The 17,265-nt window shown below is 71.1% G+C and carries 13 protein-coding genes and 3 tRNA genes; 13 read left to right on the forward strand and 3 right to left on the reverse strand.

The features are described 5' to 3' along the window. Positions 1-20: 20 nt before the first annotated feature. From BMH31_RS01860 to BMH31_RS01875, 4 genes are all read left to right on the forward strand, one after another. Entirely contained in the window at positions 21-1,547 is a 1,527-nt protein-coding gene (locus tag BMH31_RS01860) for a leucyl aminopeptidase (RefSeq protein WP_099723059.1), read from the forward strand. 46 nt (positions 1,548-1,593) lie between these two features. Continuing rightward, a complete protein-coding gene (locus tag BMH31_RS01865) occupies positions 1,594-3,951 on the forward strand; it encodes a bifunctional alpha,alpha-trehalose-phosphate synthase (UDP-forming)/trehalose-phosphatase (protein WP_099723058.1) in 2,358 nt (785 codons plus the stop codon). Positions 3,952-4,003: 52 nt separating this feature from the next. Beyond that, positions 4,004-5,284: a M18 family aminopeptidase gene (locus tag BMH31_RS01870; RefSeq protein ID WP_099723057.1), complete on the forward strand. Its 1,281-nt coding sequence runs from the start codon at positions 4,004-4,006 to the stop codon at positions 5,282-5,284. An 81-nt stretch (positions 5,285-5,365) separates the two neighbouring features. Further along, positions 5,366-5,650, forward strand: coding sequence for a hypothetical protein (locus BMH31_RS01875; RefSeq protein ID WP_099723055.1), 285 nt, complete (start codon positions 5,366-5,368; stop codon positions 5,648-5,650). A 54-nt stretch (positions 5,651-5,704) separates the two neighbouring features. Here BMH31_RS01875 and BMH31_RS01880 read toward each other — a convergent pair whose 3' ends face one another. Continuing rightward, complete coding sequence (locus BMH31_RS01880; protein WP_099723053.1) at positions 5,705-6,628, reverse strand: Lrp/AsnC family transcriptional regulator; 924 nt, start codon at positions 6,626-6,628, stop codon at positions 5,705-5,707. A gap of 255 nt (positions 6,629-6,883) precedes the next feature. Here BMH31_RS01880 and BMH31_RS01885 point away from each other — a divergent pair, with 255 nt between their 5' ends. From BMH31_RS01885 to BMH31_RS01915, 7 genes are all read left to right on the forward strand, one after another. After that, entirely contained in the window at positions 6,884-8,554 is a 1,671-nt protein-coding gene (locus BMH31_RS01885) for an amidohydrolase (RefSeq protein WP_099723051.1), read from the forward strand. 427 nt (positions 8,555-8,981) lie between these two features. Continuing rightward, positions 8,982-11,360 carry a DUF11 domain-containing protein gene (locus BMH31_RS01890; protein ID WP_143469779.1) on the forward strand — a complete coding sequence of 793 codons (2,379 nt, stop codon included), beginning with the start codon at positions 8,982-8,984 and terminating at the stop codon, positions 11,358-11,360. A gap of 311 nt (positions 11,361-11,671) precedes the next feature. After that, positions 11,672-11,744, forward strand: a tRNA-Glu gene (locus tag BMH31_RS01895). A 30-nt stretch (positions 11,745-11,774) separates the two neighbouring features. Beyond that, positions 11,775-11,851, forward strand: a tRNA-Asp gene (locus BMH31_RS01900). A 62-nt stretch (positions 11,852-11,913) separates the two neighbouring features. Beyond that, positions 11,914-11,986 (forward strand) — tRNA-Phe (locus BMH31_RS01905). A gap of 395 nt (positions 11,987-12,381) precedes the next feature. After that, entirely contained in the window at positions 12,382-14,394 is a 2,013-nt protein-coding gene (locus BMH31_RS01910; protein WP_099723047.1) for an AMP-binding protein, read from the forward strand. Positions 14,395-14,396: 2 nt separating this feature from the next. Next, on the forward strand, positions 14,397-15,272 hold the full coding sequence (locus BMH31_RS01915; RefSeq protein ID WP_099723046.1) for a DUF1295 domain-containing protein: 876 nt from the start codon (positions 14,397-14,399) through the stop codon (positions 15,270-15,272). A 13-nt stretch (positions 15,273-15,285) separates the two neighbouring features. Here BMH31_RS01915 and BMH31_RS01920 read toward each other — a convergent pair whose 3' ends face one another. Then, positions 15,286-15,768 (reverse strand): hypothetical protein, encoded by a 483-nt coding sequence (locus tag BMH31_RS01920; protein ID WP_099723044.1) that lies wholly within the window; start codon positions 15,766-15,768, stop codon positions 15,286-15,288. Between the two features lie 152 nt (positions 15,769-15,920). On the opposite strand from BMH31_RS01920, the gene BMH31_RS01925 reads away from it, so the two are divergent. Beyond that, positions 15,921-16,415 carry a hypothetical protein gene (locus BMH31_RS01925; protein ID WP_099723042.1) on the forward strand — a complete coding sequence of 165 codons (495 nt, stop codon included), beginning with the start codon at positions 15,921-15,923 and terminating at the stop codon, positions 16,413-16,415. Positions 16,416-16,487: 72 nt separating this feature from the next. Here BMH31_RS01925 and BMH31_RS01930 read toward each other — a convergent pair whose 3' ends face one another. Continuing rightward, a complete protein-coding gene (locus BMH31_RS01930; protein ID WP_099723041.1) occupies positions 16,488-16,754 on the reverse strand; it encodes a hypothetical protein in 267 nt (88 codons plus the stop codon). A gap of 53 nt (positions 16,755-16,807) precedes the next feature. Here BMH31_RS01930 and BMH31_RS01935 point away from each other — a divergent pair, with 53 nt between their 5' ends. Beyond that, positions 16,808-17,263 (forward strand): MarR family transcriptional regulator, encoded by a 456-nt coding sequence (locus tag BMH31_RS01935; RefSeq protein ID WP_099723040.1) that lies wholly within the window; start codon positions 16,808-16,810, stop codon positions 17,261-17,263. Positions 17,264-17,265: the final 2 nt, after the last annotated feature.

The raw sequence follows: 17,265 nt of genomic DNA on the forward strand, positions 1-17,265 counted from the left end.
GCCGGGCTAGGCTGAGGATCATGACAGTTGTGATTGATCCTGCTTTCGACCCGGTTCCCTCACTCGCACGCAGCGTCGACATCGCCCCCGCGGCGACCGTCGACGAGGCCGTCGCCCAGCGCGGCGCGCAGGCCGTGCCCGTGTGGGTCCCCGTCGACGGCGACATCGCGGTCGAGGTCGACCGCGACCTGCTGGCCGCGGCCGGCTTCCGCGGCAAGACCGGCCAGACCCTGCGTCTGCCGGGCTCCCCGCTGCGCGTCCTCGTCGGCATCGGCGACGGCGCGAAGACCCACGACACGATCCGCGACGCGGTCGCAGCCTTCGCGCGCGCGTCCGCCGAGTCGCCGTCGCTCGCGCTCGACCTCGCGACGCTCATCGCAGCGGGCGCCGACGCCGCGCAGGCCGCGCAGGCCGCCGTCGAGGGCGCCGTGCTCGCGCGCTACAGCTACGACCAGCTCAAGACCGACGCCAAGACCGTCGCGCTCGAATCGCTGACGCTCGTCGTCGCAGACGCCGACCGGGCCGCGGTCGAGGCGGGCGCCGCCCGGGGTACCGCGCTCGCCCGCGCCGCGACCATCGCGCGCGACCTCTCGAACACCCCGCCCCGCCACCTCACCGCCGAGAAGTTCGCCGAGGTCGCCGTGCGCCTCGCGCCGCAGTTCGGCCTCGAGGTCGAGATCTTCGACCGCGACGCGCTCGTCGCGCTCGGCACGGGCGGCCTGCTCGGCGTCAACGCCGGCAGCGTCGACGAGCCCCGCATGATCAAGGTGCGCTACACCCCGGCGAACGCCGGCGCCGAGACCCCGAGCCTCGCGCTCATCGGCAAGGGCATCATGTTCGATTCGGGCGGGATCAGCCTGAAGCCGTCGAGCGCCATGCACGGCATGAAGTTCGACATGATGGGCGCCGCGAACGTGTTCGGCTCCATGACCGCGCTGCGCGACCTCGGCGCCGAGACCGCAGTCACCGGCTGGCTCATGTGCACCGACAACATGCTGTCGGGCAGTGCGACCAAGATCGGCGACGTGCTCACGATCCGCGGCGGCACGACCGTCGAGGTCAAGAACAGCGACGCCGAGGGCCGCCTGGTGATGGCCGACGGCCTCGTGCTCGCCACCGAAGAGGAGCGCCGTCCCGACGCGATCCTCGACATCGCGACCCTCACGGGCAACGCGATGGCCGCGCTCGGCCTGAGCACCGCCGCGATCTTCGCGAACAACGACGCCGTCGCCGCCCAGCTGCAGTCCGCCGCCGACGCCACCGACGAGCGCGTCTGGCGCCTGCCGCTCGACCACCGCTACCGCGACCAGCTCAAGTCGAACGTCGCCGACCTCTCGAACATCGGCGGCCAGTACGCCGGCGCGATCCTCGCTGCCCTGTTCCTCAACGAGTTCGTCGACGGCCTGCCCTGGGGTCACATCGACATCGCCCCCACCATGGAGAGCGAGCGCGACGATCTCTGGCGCTCCGTCGGAGGCACCGCTTTCGGGGCCCGCCTGCTCGCCGAGTTCGCGGTCGCGTTCGAACGGCCCGAGACCGCGGAGTAGCACCGCGAAGAGCAGTTCGAATCGCACCACCCACGAAAGGCGCAGCATGTCGGAATCCGCAGTACGAGTCGAGAGTCCGGTCCGCAGCGCCTTCGTGGTGGTGTCGAACCGACTGCCCGTCGATCGCGTGACGGAGCCCGACGGGAGCGTGCGCTGGCGCACGTCTCCCGGCGGGCTCGTCACCGCGATGGAACCCGTGGTCCGGGACCTCGGCTGCGTCTGGGTGGGTTGGCCCGGCAGCATCGACGAGGAGCTCGAACCCTTCGCGGTCGGCGCCATGCGCCTCCGCCCCGTCGCGCTCTCGGCCAAGGACTTCGCCGAGTACTACGAGGGCTGCTCGAACGACACGTTCTGGCCGCTCTACCACGACGTCATCTCGCCGCCCGGCTACCACCGCGAGTGGTGGGATCGCTACGTGACGGTCAACCGGCGCTTCGCCGAGGCCGCGGCGGAGGCCGCCGAACCCGGGGCGACGGTCTGGGTGCACGATTACCAGCTGCAGCTCGTGCCCGCCATGCTGCGCGAACTCCGGCCCGATCTCGTCATCGCGTTCTTCCTGCACATCCCGTTCCCCGCGCACGGCCTCTTCGGGCAGCTGCCCTGGCGACGTCAGGTGCTCGAAGGGATCATCGGCGCCGACGTCGTCGGTTTCCAGCGCGTCGCCGACGCCGCCAACTTCCGTTCGGCCGTGCGCCGCTACGTCGGGGCTCCCTCCAACGGCAATCGGATCCTCGTCGGCGATGCCGCCGACGGCTCGGGCGGTCCCGAACGGCACGTCCTCGCGCAGGAGTTCCCCATCTCGATCGATGCCGCGGAGTTCGCGGCGCTCGCCGCGAGCGAGCCGGTGCAGCGCCGAGCGCGCGAGATCCGTGCCGAGCTCGGGGATCCCGAGCGCGTGATCCTCGGCGTCGACCGGCTCGATTACACGAAGGGGATCCGGCACCGACTCAAGGCCTTCTCCGAGCTGCTCCAGGACGGCGAGATCGACCCCGCGAAGGTGACGCTCGTGCAGGTGGCGAGCCCGAGCCGCGAGCGGGTGGAGGCCTACCAGCACCTGCGCGACGAGATCGAGGTGACGGTCGGCCGCATCAACGGCGATTTCGGCACCATCGCGCACAGCCCCGTCGTCTATCTGCACCGCGGCTATCCGCGGGAGGAGATGGCGGCGCTCTACCTCGCGGCCGACGTGCTCGCGGTCACCGCTCTGCGGGACGGCATGAACCTCGTCGCCAAGGAGTACGCGGCCTGCCGCATCGACGAGCGCGGTGCCCTCGTGCTCTCGGAGTTCGCCGGGGCGGCCGACGAGCTGCGCCGGGCCGTGCTGGTCAACCCGCACGACATCAACGGGCTCAAGGCCGGGATCGTCGCGGCGCTGCGCATGCCCGAGGCCGAGCAGCGGCAGCGCATGCGCGCCATGCGCAAGGTCGTGTTCCGCAACGACGTGGCGCGCTGGTCGAGCGATTTCCTGCGCTCGGTCGAGGGCGCTGCCGCGCAGCGGATCCTTGCAGAGGGGCCGGATCCCGAGGCCGACATCGCCGCGGGCGACGACCCGTCGGCCGCGGGGAACCAGGCGCACCCGCCGACCACTCCCATCTTCCTGCCGACGGGACTCGACGCGATGCTGCGCAGGCTCGCCGCCGAATCCCAGCTGCTCGTCGCCTGCGACTTCGACGGGACGCTGGCGCCGATCGTGCCGCACCCCGACCAGGCGCGCATCCTGCCTCGCGCCGAGCAGGCGCTCTCGGTGCTGCAGAACGCTTCGGGAGTCGACGTCGCGATCATCTCGGGGCGCTCCGTCGCCGACCTCGAAGCGACGGGTCTGCGCACCGACGGGCGGATCCTCTCGGGATCGCACGGCGCAGAACTCGCCGGCCTGCCGGGCACGGCGCGCGTGCCGGCGCCCTCGAACGGGCGTACCGACGCGGAGGAGGCCCGCTTCGCGCGGGTCCGCGAGCTCTTCGAGCGGCACGCCGCGACCGAACCGGGCGCGTGGGTCGAGCAGAAGCCGTTCGGTCTCGCGCTGCACGGTCGCGGTGTGGCCGAGCGCCCCCGGGCGGAAGCGATGCTCGCCGCCGCAGCCGCCGAAGCCGAAGAGCTGCGCGGTGAACTCGGCGGGCTCCGGCTCCGCAACGGCAAGCTCGTGACCGAGGCGTCGGTGCGCGATACCGACAAGGGGGCCGCACTGCGGGCCATCCGAGCAGCGCTGCCCGAGGGCTTCGCCGTGATGATCGGCGACGACGACACCGATGAGGACGCGTTCCGGGCCCTCGGTCCGGGCGATGCCGCGATCCGCGTGGGCACGGCGCCGTCGGTCGCAGAGTTCCGCGTCGCAGACCCGGAGGAGGTCGCAGCGATGCTCGCGCGCCTCGCGGAGCTGCGCACCGGCGTCGTGATCGGATCCTGAACCGCAGGTGACCGGCCGCGCGCCGGACCGCCAAGAGTGCTTGGATAGGAGCATGGGAACCGCGCTGCAGGATCGTGACCGCTACATCGACCAGTTCACGGAGTTCGTGGAAGCGTCGCCCACCTCCTACCACGCGGTCGCATCACTCGCCGAGGCGCTCGTCGCGGCCGGCTTCGTCGAACACCGCGAGGCCGATGCCTGGCTCGGGATCGAGCCCGCGGGCCGCGGATTCGTGCGCCGCGACGGCGCCCTCATCGCCTGGCGCGCAGGGTCGGCCGTGCACGCGGCGAGCCCGGTGCGCGTGTTCGGCTGCCACACCGATTCGCCCGGATTCGTGCTGAAACCGCAGCCCGACACCCAGGCCGAGGGCTGGGCGCAGCTCGGCGTCGAGGTCTACGGCGGACCGCTGCTCAACTCGTGGCTCGACCGCGACCTCGCGATCGCCGGCCGCCTCGTGCTGCGCGACGGCTCCGAGGCTCTGGCGCGCACGGGCGCCGTGGCCCGGATCCCGCAGCTCGCGATCCACCTCGACCGCGGGGTGAACAACGGCCTGACCCTCGACAAGCAGCGGCACACGCAGCCGATCGTGGGACTCGGCGAGGTCTCCGCCGTCGAACTGCTCGCCCGCTCGGCCGGAGTCGACGTCGCCGACGTCGTGGCGATGGACGCCCGGGTCGCCGACGCGCAGGCGCCGGCCCGCATCGGCGCCGAGAGCGAGCTGCTCGCCTCACCGCGCCTCGACAACCTCAGCTCGGTCGTGGCTGGCCTCGTCGCGCTCGTCGAGACCGAGCCAGCCGCCGACTCGATCGCCATGCTCGCAGCCTTCGACCACGAGGAGCTCGGTTCCGAGAGCCGCTCGGGCGCATCGGGCCCGTTCCTCGAGGAAGTGCTCGACCGGCTCCGCGCGGGCCTCGGCGCAGACGTCGAGGCGGCCGCCCGCGGGTTCGCCGGTTCCTGGTGCCTCTCGGCCGACGCCGGGCATTCGGTGCACCCGAACTACCCGGAGCGGCACGACCCTCAGGTGCGGCCGCGCGCCGGCCAGGGGCCCATGCTCAAGGTGAACGCGAACCAGCGCTACGCGAGCGACGCCCACGGCGCGGCGCTCTGGACCCGCTGCTGCGCCGCCGCGGGCATCGCGACGCAGGAGTTCGTGTCGAACAACGGCGTGCCCTGCGGCACGACCATCGGGCCGCTCACGGCGACCCGCATCGGCATCCGCACCGTCGACGTCGGGGTACCCCTGCTGTCGATGCACTCGGCGCGCGAGCTCGCGCACATCGACGATCTGCACGGGCTCGCGAAGGCCGCCGGAGGCTTCTTCGCCGGGGCCTGATCCCGGCCCGTTCGGACACGGGTTCCCGAAAGGTGTCGAAATCCCCGCGATTCGGCGGGCAGTGTTGGTTAGGATCGAGACATGAGCGAGATGCAGCAGGCGAGCGGGGGCGAGGTGGCGCTCTCGACGCAGGCGCTGGTCCCGTCCATTCAGCGTTTCGGCGAGAAGGACATCGAGGTGACGTTCCTCGGCAACAACGCCGACGGGCAGCCGACCTGGATCCTCTGGAACCGCAACGAGCCCTACCTCATCGGCGTGCTGCGCCAGGGCAAGCTCGGCTTCACCTTCGAGCAGCGCACCGATCACGGTGTGCTGCTGCACCAGGACATCTCGTTCTCGCGCCTCCAGCGCGCGATCGCCGGCTGATCCTGCGACTCGTTCCTCGCGCAGGATGACGGGGCGACTCGTTCCTCTGCCCGCTCAACCGGCGACGGGCCCGGCGCCCGGGGCGAAGGCCCGCGGGTAGGCCTCCTTCACGACGTCGTAGTGCGCCCAGGTGTCGAGTGATCCGACTTCGGGCAGCGCGCGCAGCTCCTCGAGCACGCCCAGCACGGTCGCCGAGGCGGAGCCGACGACCGTCGCGACGAAGTCGTGCGCGCCGTGCGTCTGCGCCGCGAAGTCGATGGCGGGGCAGTCGAGGATGTAGCGCCGGATCGGCTCCGTGTCGCCGGCCGCGGCGATCCCGACACCGAGCGCGATCCGGTGACCGGTGAGTCCGCCCGAGGTCATCGCCGAGATGCGGAACACCTCGGCGTCGAGCATCCGCTGCACGCGCGCCCGCGTCGACGACGGGGCGAGGTGCACGGCGTCGGCGAGCCGACGGAAGCTCATGCGACCGTCACGCTGCAGCAGCGCAATGAGCTCGTGGTCGACCTCGTCGAGGGCGATGTCGGCGAGCTGCTTCGCGACGAAGAACCCGGTGAGCACCTCCGCGTAGGTGGTGACACGGATCCCGCGGACGCCCGGGATCCCGCGCACGCGGGCGAGCACGGCGTGCAGCTCGTCGTCGCCGCCGTGCCGGGACTCGAACACCAGCGGCAGCTCGCCGCTGACCAGCGAGACGAACACCGCCTCGGGCAGTTCGGCGATGCGGCGCGCGACCGGGGCGACGGGCCCCTCGACCGAGACCTTCGCGTGCACGAGCACCCGGTGCCCGACGAAGCGCGGGTCGAGCGCGGCGGCGACGCGCATGCGACCGGTCTCGGCGAGCACGCGGATCCGCTGCGAGACGGCGTCGCGCGAGGTTCCGAGCCGCCGAGCGAGCTCGTTGGCGCTCGCGCGTCCATCCTCCTGCAGCGCACGGGTCAGTGCGGCGTCGAAGGAGTCGTGATCCCGTTCGTTCATCCGTGCTCCTCCTCGCGGGTTCCGCCTCGACCGCCAAGATACGCGATTCTGCCCCTCCGCGTCGCAAATCAGCGGTCAGATTACACCCTACGGTGCGAATTGTCGGCAGATATGCGTGAGGGTGCTGCAGAAGCGCGGCGAACGGCACTACGGGGACGTCGTATCGCCTCGCGCTCCGCGGGTCCCTGATCTATTCTCGGCTCGAAGCTCCGGTGCGCCGGAGCCCCCAGACTCCGACCCGATGAAGGGACGCACATGCGCTCGCTCGCCACCTACGATGCCCGCGACTCCGATCCGACGATCGTCACCGCCGCCCGGATCCTCACCGTCGACGACGCGCGGCCCGAGGCCGAGGCCATGCTCACCGACCGCGGCGTGATCCTCGCGCTGGGCAGCCTCGCCGAGGTCGAGCAGGCCGCGCGCGAAGCGGGCCTCGACGCGGTGCGTGCCGATTACCCGGGCGAGACCATCGTGCCCGGCTTCATCGATGCGCACGCGCATCCGCTCATGTACGGGCAGATGCTCACCTGGATCGACGTGTCGCCCGCGAAGGCCGGCTCGATCCCCGAGATCGTCGAGCTCATGCGAGAGGGCGCGAAGAAGCTGCCCGCCGGGGTGCCGCTGCGCGGCTACGGCTACGAGCAGCGCAACCTCGAGGAGCGTCGCCACCCCACCCGCTTCGAGCTCGACGAGATCGCGACGGACCGCGAGGTCTACCTGATGAACGCCTCGGGCCACGGCGGCGTCGTCAACAGCTTCACCTTCGAGAAGTTCGGCGTCACGCGCGACACCCCGAACCCCGAGGGCGGCGAGTTCTTCCGCGACGCCGACGGCGAGCTGACGGGCGAGCTCTCGGACGCCGCCTGCAACGTGCTCACGGGCCTGCACGGCGTCAAGATCGGCCACCACGGCCCCAACTTCCACCTCGGCGACGAGCCGGCCGAGCACCAGCGCCAGCTCGACCTGGTGCAGCGCGAGTTCCTCGCGGGCGGCGTCACCGCCATCGGCGATGCGCAGGTGTCGAAGCGCGAGTTCGCGGCCTACCTCGAGCTGGCCGACCGCGGCGCGCTGAACATGCGCGTCTCGATGTACTTCCTGTCGCACCTGCTCGACCAGGTCGTCGACCTCGGGTTCACCGGCCCCTTCGGCAACGCGTTCCTGTCGGCGGCCGGCATCAAGCTGTACGCCGACGGCACGCTCGGCGGGTGGACCGCGTACTTCCCCGAGGGCTATGTGGGCGACCCCTGCCGCACCGGCCAGCTCTACCACGAGCCCCGCGAGTACACCGAGCTCGTGCGCAAGGCGCACAGCGCCGGCCTGCAGACCGCGACGCACGCGCAGTCGCCGACCGCGATCAAGATGGTGGTCGACGCCATCGAGCAGGCCCTCGCGGACCGCCCCGACGCCGATGCACGCCACCGCATCGAGCACTGCGGCCTCCCGGCCGTCGAGGAGGTCGCGCGCATGGCCGAGCTCGGCATCCGCCCCGTCAACCAGACCCAGCACTACTACAACTGGGGCGAGGGCGTGGAGCAGGCCATCGGCACGCCGGGGGAGCGCTTCAACCCGCTCGGCGAGTTCGAGGCGGCCGGCGTCCCCATGACCATCTCGTCCGACGCGCCCGTGGCCGAGCCGCGCCCGCTCGAGGCGATCCAGGCCGCCGTGACCCGAGTCACCCGCCGCGGGCACCAGCTCGGCCCGGACTCTCTGCGCATCAGCCCCGAGGCGGCGCTGCGTGCCCACACCCTCGAGGGGGCGATCTCGATCGGGCGCGAGCGCGAGATCGGATCGCTCGCGGTCGGCAAGCGAGCCGACTTCGTGGTGCTCGGCGGCGACCCGCTCGCGACCGAGGGCGCCGAGATCTCGCAGATCCCCGTGCGCGAGACCTGGGTCGACGGCACCCGCCGCTTCAGCGCCGAGGCCTGATCCTCCGCGGCGCGCGTCGCCGCACGTCTTCGCGACGAACCGAACGCCGCTCGCGCGGATGGAACCACCGTGTTCCGTCCGCCCGGGCGGCGTTCGGCGTTCCGCCGGCGCAAATACGTAATTTGCACGGACGCGGCGGAGCCGTCCGATTCCTAGCCTTGCGAACAGGACCACACCCCCGAAACGGTCGCTCCGGATCGGGGACCACGGTTCCGCGGCGAGGAAGGGCAAGCCGTGGAGCCCGTAGCTGCGGACGAGGGATGCGCGGCAGAGTCGCCGCCGATCCCGTTCCCGCTGCGCGCACCTCGGAACGCCGCTCCCTGCTGCTCAGGGGGCACCCGAATCCCGAGCGCCCCGGAAGAGGGGGCGCGGCACCCGGGAGCATCCGGATCTGCGCCGAGCAGAACGGATGGCAATCCTCATGCACGTGCAACTCAGGCGCTCGAGGTCGGACGACCGGCGCCCACATCGAATCGGTCGCACCGCGACCGCACTCCTCGCGGCAGCGGTGCTGTCGCTCGGGCCCGGATCCCTCGCGGCCACCGCCGCGTCGGCGTCCGATGAACCGGCGGTGCAGCCGGCCGTGACGACCGAGGCCGCGGCTCCCGCAGCACCGGCCGCGACTCCTGAAGCGGCGCCGGCTCCGGCGGCGGTTCCCGATCCGGCCCCCGACCCCGCACCCGCGGTGACTCCGGTGGTCGAACCGGCACCCGTCACGACCCCGGATCCCGCCCCGGCCCCGGCAGTCGAGCCCGCGCCGGTCACGACCCCGGATCCGGCGCCGGCCCCCGCGACACCGGATCCGGCTCCCGCGGTCGATCCGGCTCCGTCGGCTCCGCCGGCTCCGGTGACGGAGCCGAAGGCGCCGTCGCCTTCGGTCCCGGCTCCCGCGGTGCAGTCGAAGGCCGCGCCGCAGACCGCGAGCTCCGACACCGCGGCCGCCCAGGTCGACAACGGCAGTGACAACCCCGGCAAGAAGATCGGCATCTGTCACGCGCTCGGCAACGGCGGATTCATCTCGATCAGTCCGAACGCCAACGGCGACGTCAGCGGTCACGCCGGCATGAGCCACCAGGGCGGACGGGACATCATCCCGCCGTTCGACTACAACGATCACGGTGTGACCGGGCACTTCCCGGGTCAGAACTGGGACGCGACCGGGCAGGCGATCTTCAACAACAACTGCCAGACCCCGGTCCCCGTGCCCGCGGTCGCCATCGATGTGCAGCAGTGCACCACCGCGAACGGCATCGTTCCGCTGACGGTGGCGGTGCAGCTCAGCAGCCTCGGCACCGGTCGCGAGTACGTGGTGGTCATCTCGAAGAACGGTTCGCCGGTCTCGACGCAGTCGTTCACCTCGAACGGCACGAGCGCCACCCTGCAGATGTCGGTCAACGGATCGGGCTCCTATACGGCGACGATCACCGACTCGGCGAGCGGGAAGAGCGGCACGACGGAGTTCACGGTGAATCCGTGCCCGACACCGTTCGGTCTGCCGTCGATCTCGCTGACCGCCGCGCCCTGCACCGTGCCGGGCGGCGAACTCCCCGAATCGGGGAGCGCGACGCTCACCGGGCTCGTGGTCGGCGACAGCTACACCGTGACGGTCACGCGGCCGAGCGGAGGGAACTGGACGCAGAGCTTCACGGCGACCGCGACCAGCACCTCGGTCTCGGTTCCCCTGACGGGGGCCGGCAGCTATACGGCGAGCCTCGTCGATAGCACGGAGGAGACGACGGCAGTGCCGTTCACGGTGCAGCTCGCTCCGTGCCCCGATCGGCCCACCATCGAACTCTCGGTCTCGGAGTGCCCCGCACCTGATTCCGCGGAGAACGACGGGATCCGCGCGATCACGGTGATGCTGGGCGACCTGCAGGCCGGCACGAGCTACGTGCTGAACCTCAGCGACTCGGGCGGCCCGATCTCGACGACCTCCGTCGTGGCGGGCGGCAGCTCGGCGACCCGGACGCTCTACGTCGACACGGCCGAGAGCTACACGGTGGAACTGGTCCTCGCAGGTGGTCCCGCGATGACCCCGGCGGACACGGCGACGATCACGGTCACCGAGTGCCCGAAGCCCGAACCCTTCGACCTGGGGATCGTCAAGACGGCCTCGGCCCCCGAGGGCGGCGTGCAGGTGGGCGACACGATCGAGTACACGCTCGTCGTGACGAACAACGGACCGGGAGCCGCGGTGAACCCGACGGTGACCGACTCGCTGCCCGCAGGGCTGACATTCGCCTCGCCCGTGACCACGGCCTCCGGATGGAACCTCAACGGCAGCGGCGGATCGGTGTCGGCATCGTTCGGCGGGACCTTCGCCTCGGGCGACAGCGCGACGCTGGTGTTCGACGTGACGGTCGAATCGCTGCCCTCCGACTCGGCGACGCTGACCAACACGGCCTGCGTGGCCGGTGAGCCGGCGCCGACCGAGGAGGTCCCGATGCCGGAGCTCGCGTTCGCCTCCGCCCCGTCGAAGCTGCTGGCCTCGCCCGCGGCGGCGGCGGTCGATTCGAACCCCGGCAACGATTGCTCCTCGGCGACGACGCCCGTGAAGCCGACGCCGCGGACGACGACCCCGCCGCCCACGACGACCCCGCCGCCCACGACGCCGCCGACCACGACGCCGCCGGTCACCACCGCGGTGCACGCAACGGCGGTGGCTGCGACGCCCGAGAGCGGGCTCGCGGTGACCGGTGGCGACTCGAACGGTGCGCTGGTCGCGCTGGAGTCGTTGCTGGCCCTCTCCGGCCTGTTGGCGCTCTGCTGGGCCTCGGTCCTGCGGCGCCGCTCGCAGGAGCGCTGAGCGGCCTCCTGAGGGCTCCTGGGGACTCCTGGGCACCGCGAGGTGCTCCGGGGTTCCCGGGATCCCTCCCCGCTGGTTCTCCGAGCTTTCTTGAACCTTCCTGAACTTCCCCGAACTGGAACGTCCCGGGCTCCTTCCGCCCGGGGCGTTCCGCTTCGTGCGGGGAGCGAGCCGTGCTTCGGGCGCCGACGCGATCCCAGTCATAGAGCCGCGACACGCCAGGGATCCCGGCCGAAGGGGCCCCGATTTGCATCGACAGCCGAACCCTGCATAAGATATCTACTCGGTAGCCAGTGAGGTGAAAGCCTCTCGGCCCCATCGTTTAGCGGCCTAGGACACCGCCCTTTCACGGCGGCAGCACGGGTTCGAATCCCGTTGGGGTCACTAGCACCAAACTACAATTGAATACACCATGGCCCTGTGGCGCAGTTGGTTAGCGCGCCGCCCTGTCACGGCGGAGGTCGCGGGTTCAAGTCCCGTCAGGGTCGCCATGATGAAGAACCCTTCCGTTGGAAGGGTTTCTTCATCTCCGGCGATCGCCATGTGATCGTCCGGCTCTGTAGCTCAGTTGGTAGAGCGCACGACTGAAAATCGTGAGGTCACGGGATCGACGCCCGTCGGAGCCACTGCGGGAGTATTACGCCCGCTCCGAACCCCCACCTAGCTTCTACATGGTGGGGGTTCTTTTGTATCCTCACGCAGTTCTTGCGATCGCTCGGTCCTGGGTGGCTCGCCTGCGCCTGCGGATCCCTCCGTTTCATGCGCCCCGTATTTCGCACCCCGTTGAGCGCGCGTTCGCTCCGGGGACTTCCCTCGATCCGATGGTGGTATTCGACGTTCGGCGATGCTCGCGGAGCCGTTCTGTGGTCGACACGTCTCGAGTCGGGTGCCAGCCGCGGCCAGCCGCGGTTCGCCCGCGGTGGTTCGGTCCGTCCCGGCGGGTATCCTCGAAGCGGATGTATTTTCTTATGCCTGGCGTAAGGTACACTCTGGGTTAGTAAAACTTGGATCGGAGACCGAGATGCCGCCTTCCGCAGATGATCCCGTGGGCTCGAACCCGATCGAAGCGGTCTCGAGCTCGCCGTCGCTCGTCACTCTGTCGGACCTGAGCAACGTCACCGACCTGGTGATGCAGCGCCTGCATGCGGCGCCCGATCACGTCGCGTTCGAGACGCCCGCCGCATCCGGCGATCCCGACAGCGCGGAAGGCGATGCCTGGCGCCCGGTCACGACGCGCGAGTTCGTCGAGCAGGTGTCGGCGTGGGCGAAGGGACTCATCGCCACTGGAGTGGAGCAGGGGGACGCGGTGCTGATCGCGGCGCCGACGCAGTACCGGTGGGCGGTCGCGGACTTCGCGGCCCTCTTCGTCGGCGCGGTCGTGGTCCCGATCTACGAGACCTCCGTCGACGCGCACATCGAGGCGGTGCTCGCCGACATGCGCCCGGCGGCCGCGTTCGTCGGCGACGGTGCGCTCGGGGAACGGGTCGTCGCCGCGGCGGACCGCGCCGACCTCTCGATCCGCGTCTGGGTGCTGGACGACGAAGTCGACGACGCGACCGACGGCGCGACCCAGAACCTGACCGCGACCACCGCGACCACCACCCCCGCCGCAGGTGACCCCTCGGCGGTGCAGGGAGTCTCCGAGCTCGTCCGCGGCGGCGCAGAGGTGTCCGACGATGAACTGGAGCACCACCGACGCTGCGCGACCCTGGACGATGTGGCGACCGTCGTCTACACCTCGGGCACGACGGGCGAGCCGAAGGGCGCGCTCATCACGCACCGCAATCTGGCCGGGCAGGTCCTCAATACCGCGGCCGCGTACCGCGAGGTGGTGCGCGAGTCCGGCAACACGATCCTGTTCCTCCCGCTCACGCACGTGCTGGGCCGGGCTCTGCAGCTCATCTGCGTGTCCGAGGGGATGCGCGTCGCGCACCTGTCGAACCCGAAGGACGTCGTCGCGGCGCTGCGGGTGCTGCGGCCCACCTTCCTCGTCGTCGTGCCGCGCGTGCTCGAGAAGATCCAGGCGGCGGCCGAGACCTCGGCGCGCGAGAAGCGTCTGAGCGCGGTCTGGAGCGCCGCGGCGCGCACGGCGGTCGAGTGGGGTGCGCACCTCGAGGAGCGCGACCGGGACCCCGGCGCGCGGCCCGGCCGCGCTCTGCGGATCAGGCACGCGTTCTTCGATCGGCTCTTCTACGGCCGGCTGCGGGCGGTGATGGGCGGACGCCTCGAATACCTGCTCTCGGGCGCCGCGACACTGCACCCGGAGCTCGCGCTCTTCTTCCGCGGCATCGGCGTGCCCGTCATCGAGGGGTACGGGCTGACGGAGACCACGGCGCCGCTCGTGGGCGGCCGGCCCGGGGAGCTGCGCGCCGGATCGGTCGGGCGCCCGCTGCCGGGCAACAGCGTCGCGATTGGCCCCGGGGGCGAGGTGCTCGCTCGCGGGATCGGAGTGTTCTCGGGGTACCGGGATCCCGAGCACACCGCCGCCGCGTTCGTCGACGGCTACTTCCGCACCGGCGATCTGGGGGCGCTCGACGAGGACGGAGCGCTCACGCTGCTGGGTCGCGCGAAGAACGTGATCATCACGTCGACCGGCCGCACCGTGTCGCCGGAGACGTGGGAGCAGTCGGTCGAAGCCCACCCGTGGGTGGCGCACGCCATGCTCGTCGGCACCGACAGGCCCTACCTCACCGGGATCGTCGTCGTCGATACCGAGGCCCTCGCCTCCACGCCGCATGCGCTCCCCGAGCCCGTGGGAACCGATCTCGGGATCCTCGACCTCGCAGCCGATTCCGTCGTTCACGACGAGATCGAGCGGACGGTCGCCCTTGCCAATGCGACGCGGTCGCCGGGGGATCGCGCGCAGCACTGGCGGGCGATCGTGCTGCCCACGGAGCAATCGGAACGCTTCATCACGCCGACCATGAAGCTCAGGCGCGGCGCGCTCCTCGACGCGGGTGCGCCGATGATCGACGAACTGTACTCCGCAGCAGCGTCCCCGCGTCGGCGGGACACCATCCGGAAGGGGAACTGACCGTGCAGCAATCTCGAGGCCGCTCGATCGCGCTCATCTCGGCGAGCATCGTGCTGGGGGCGCTGCTGGCGTTCGCCGGCAGTCAGCACGGAGCGGCGCTCGGCGGGTTCCCGCTGTTCGCGCTCGCCGTGCTCCTGGCGTTCGCCGTGCAGTGGATCGCGTTCATCCCGGCAGCGATCGGGCGGACGGACCGCTACTTCGACGCGACGGGAAGTCTGACGTACATCCTGGTGACCGCTCTGCTCCTGGCGCTCGCACCCGAGGTGGGGCCGCGCGGGATCGTCCTCGGCGTCATGGTGATCGTCTGGGCGATCCGGCTCGGCTCGTTCCTCCTCGTCCGCAACATCCGCTCGGGCGGCGACGACCGCTTCGCCGAGATCACGGGCGATCCGGTGCGGTTCCTCTCGGTCTGGAGCATCCAGGGCATCTGGGTCAGCCTCACCGCGGCAGCGGCCTGGATCGCGATCACCTCGGGCAGCGGCGCCGACGCCGACGGGATCCTGTGGGCCGGACTCGCCGTCTGGGCGCTGGGCTTCACCATCGAGGTGATCGCCGACCTGCAGAAGTCCCGGTTCAAGCGGGATCCCGCGAACGACGGGCGGTTCATCCGCTCGGGCCTGTGGTCCGTCGTGCGGCACCCGAATTACCTCGGCGAGATCCTGCTCTGGATCGGCGTGCTGGTCGCCGCGGCGCCCGCGCTCCGCGGCTGGCAGTGGATCGCGCTGCTCTCACCGCTCTTCGTGATCCTGCTGCTCACCCGGGTGAGCGGCATCCCGCTGCTCGAGGCCAAGGCCGAGCGGAAGTGGGGTGACGATCCCGAGTACCGGGCCTACGTCGCCCGCACGCCCCGGCTCGTCCCGTTCGCTCGCCGCCGCTGAGCAGCCGGAGGCATCAGGAGCGAGGGAGGGCGCTCCGCCGCTGCGCCAGCAGCACGATCCACTCGATGACGAGCCAGAGCCAGCCGCCGATCCACAGCGGGGCCGAGGCGAGCATGAGCGTGGTCGACAGCTGTTCGCCGCCAGGCGTCGAGGACGTGCCGAGCAGTTCGGTGAACGCCGACCCGTAGGTGCCGTCGTCCCCGCCGTCGACGAGGAACACCCCGACGAGGAGGATCCCCGCCGACGTGATCCACGCAGCGATGATCCCGCGCTGCCGGCCCGGCATCGTCTGGAACATGCCCCGCGCGCGCAGCATGCCGTTCGCGGCCACGACGATCTGCAGCGCGTATCCCAGCAGCAGCGGGATCGAGGCCATGACGATGATGAACAGCATCCACCCCGGGAACACCGCGGCTTTGATGACGAGCGCGATGATCGGGGCGAGGATCAGCGCGATCCCCGCGGCGACGGCGCCTGCCGGCTGGCTCTCGTTCATGGAACGGAGTCTGCCAGATGGTCTGGGGTCCCGTCACGCATTCGCGCGCCCGTCGAGATGACGCTTGTGCGGGTTATGGAGCCTCAAAACCCGCGAAAGGGTCATCTCGGTGAGGTGCGGGCATCCGCGCGAGCCGCCCTACGATGAATCACATGTTCCAGGTCTGGTTGTGGGGCGGCGTCGCCGTGTTCGTCACGCTGCTCGTCGTGCTCTGGACCCTGCAGGATCTGCGCGAGCGCAGAGAGCGCCGGCTCGCGCTGCGCTGGTCGAAGGCGGTCAACTGGACCAGCGACCCCACCGCGGAGATCGTGCTCGTCGGCGAGGCGATCGGTGCCGGCGGCGCAGGCACCTCGGCCCCGGGAGGCGAACGCCGGATCAGGCTCACCGCGGGCAAGGTCGAGATCGACGCCGTCCTGGATCCGCCGCCCGCGGGGCACCCGCAGCTCGGGCCGGGCTGGTACCTGCTCGTAAGCGGGTGGCGCGGATCGGTCGCCGAGGCGAACCAGGGCGGAGAAGCGCGGATCGGCGCCGAGCGGATCCTCGACGCGTTCCCGCCGGGCACGCCGGAGCTCTACGACCGCCTCTCGGGGCGCGGGGAGCGCAAGCCCGGCGTCGTGGCTCGGCTGCTCGGTCTTCGGGGGCTCTGAGCCCGGGAGTGCGTCCGGTGCCCCAGGGTGCATTCGCGAGCCAGGGCCGCGACCGTGCCGAAGCGCGCGGGATCAGGCCGCCGCCCGCTCCTCGCCCTGTGCGGGGCACTTCAGGTAGGTGGGCTTGCCAGGGCCGCCGCGGTCGATCTGGTGGTCCCTCATCGGTGCCGCGCAGATGGGGCACTTGGGGTTCGCCGGCGGGATGTACGGCGGCTCGTTGGGGTCGCCCATCTGCGAGGTCCCCTCGAACTGGTAGAAGAACCGGCGCCACGCGGCCCAGAAGCCGGGCTCGCCGTCCCACGGGGTCTCATGCCACAGTCGTCTTTTTCGTTCGCGCACAAACGAAATGATATCACGGATCGTTGGCCCACGAACGATATAGACTGCTGGGCATGGAACAGCTGTCCGACGACGCCCTCGAACTCGAGCGCCAGGTGTGCTTCGCACTCGCGGTCGCCAGCCGCAGCGTCATCGGCATCTACCGGCCGATCCTCGAACCGCTCGGCCTCACCCACCCGCAGTACCTGGTGATGCTCGCGCTCTGGGGCGACGCCCCGCTGCGCTTCAAAGAGGTCGCCGAGATGCTGCGCCTCGACCCCGCGACGCTCTCGCCGATCATCAAACGGCTCGAGCAGTCCGGGCTCGTCGAGCGGGTACCGGTCGACGGCGACGACCGCACTTTCGCGCTCGTCGTCACCGAAGCGGGTCGGGATCTGCGCCAGCAGGCGCTCGGAGTTCCGCCGGCGGTGGTCGCCCGTCTCGGCCTGCCCATCGACCGGCTCATGGCGCTGCGCGACGAGCTCTCGGTCGTGATCGACGCGGTCGATCGCGGGCCGGCCGGCGCGTAGGC

Origin of the sequence: Leucobacter sp. OLIS6, from assembly GCF_002752355.1 — a bacterium.
GTDB lineage: Bacteria > Actinomycetota > Actinomycetes > Actinomycetales > Microbacteriaceae > Leucobacter.

Bases quoted from the DNA above. Each gene is read 5' to 3' on its own strand.
- BMH31_RS01875 (WP_099723055.1), top strand. From the start codon at position 5,366: ATGAGCGAGATGCAGCAGGCGAGCGGGGGCGAGGTGGCGCTCTCGACG.
- BMH31_RS01885 (WP_099723051.1), top strand. From the start codon at position 6,884: ATGCGCTCGCTCGCCACCTACGATGCCCGCGACTCCGATCCGACGATC.
- BMH31_RS01920 (WP_099723044.1), bottom strand. From the start codon at position 15,768: ATGAACGAGAGCCAGCCGGCAGGCGCCGTCGCCGCGGGGATCGCGCTG.
- BMH31_RS01860 (WP_099723059.1), top strand. From the start codon at position 21: ATGACAGTTGTGATTGATCCTGCTTTCGACCCGGTTCCCTCACTCGCA.
- BMH31_RS01935 (WP_099723040.1), top strand. From the start codon at position 16,808: ATGGAACAGCTGTCCGACGACGCCCTCGAACTCGAGCGCCAGGTGTGC.
- BMH31_RS01880 (WP_099723053.1), bottom strand. From the start codon at position 6,628: ATGAACGAACGGGATCACGACTCCTTCGACGCCGCACTGACCCGTGCG.
- BMH31_RS01925 (WP_099723042.1), top strand. From the start codon at position 15,921: ATGTTCCAGGTCTGGTTGTGGGGCGGCGTCGCCGTGTTCGTCACGCTG.
- BMH31_RS01910 (WP_099723047.1), top strand. From the start codon at position 12,382: ATGCCGCCTTCCGCAGATGATCCCGTGGGCTCGAACCCGATCGAAGCG.
- BMH31_RS01870 (WP_099723057.1), top strand. From the start codon at position 4,004: ATGGGAACCGCGCTGCAGGATCGTGACCGCTACATCGACCAGTTCACG.
- BMH31_RS01865 (WP_099723058.1), top strand. From the start codon at position 1,594: ATGTCGGAATCCGCAGTACGAGTCGAGAGTCCGGTCCGCAGCGCCTTC.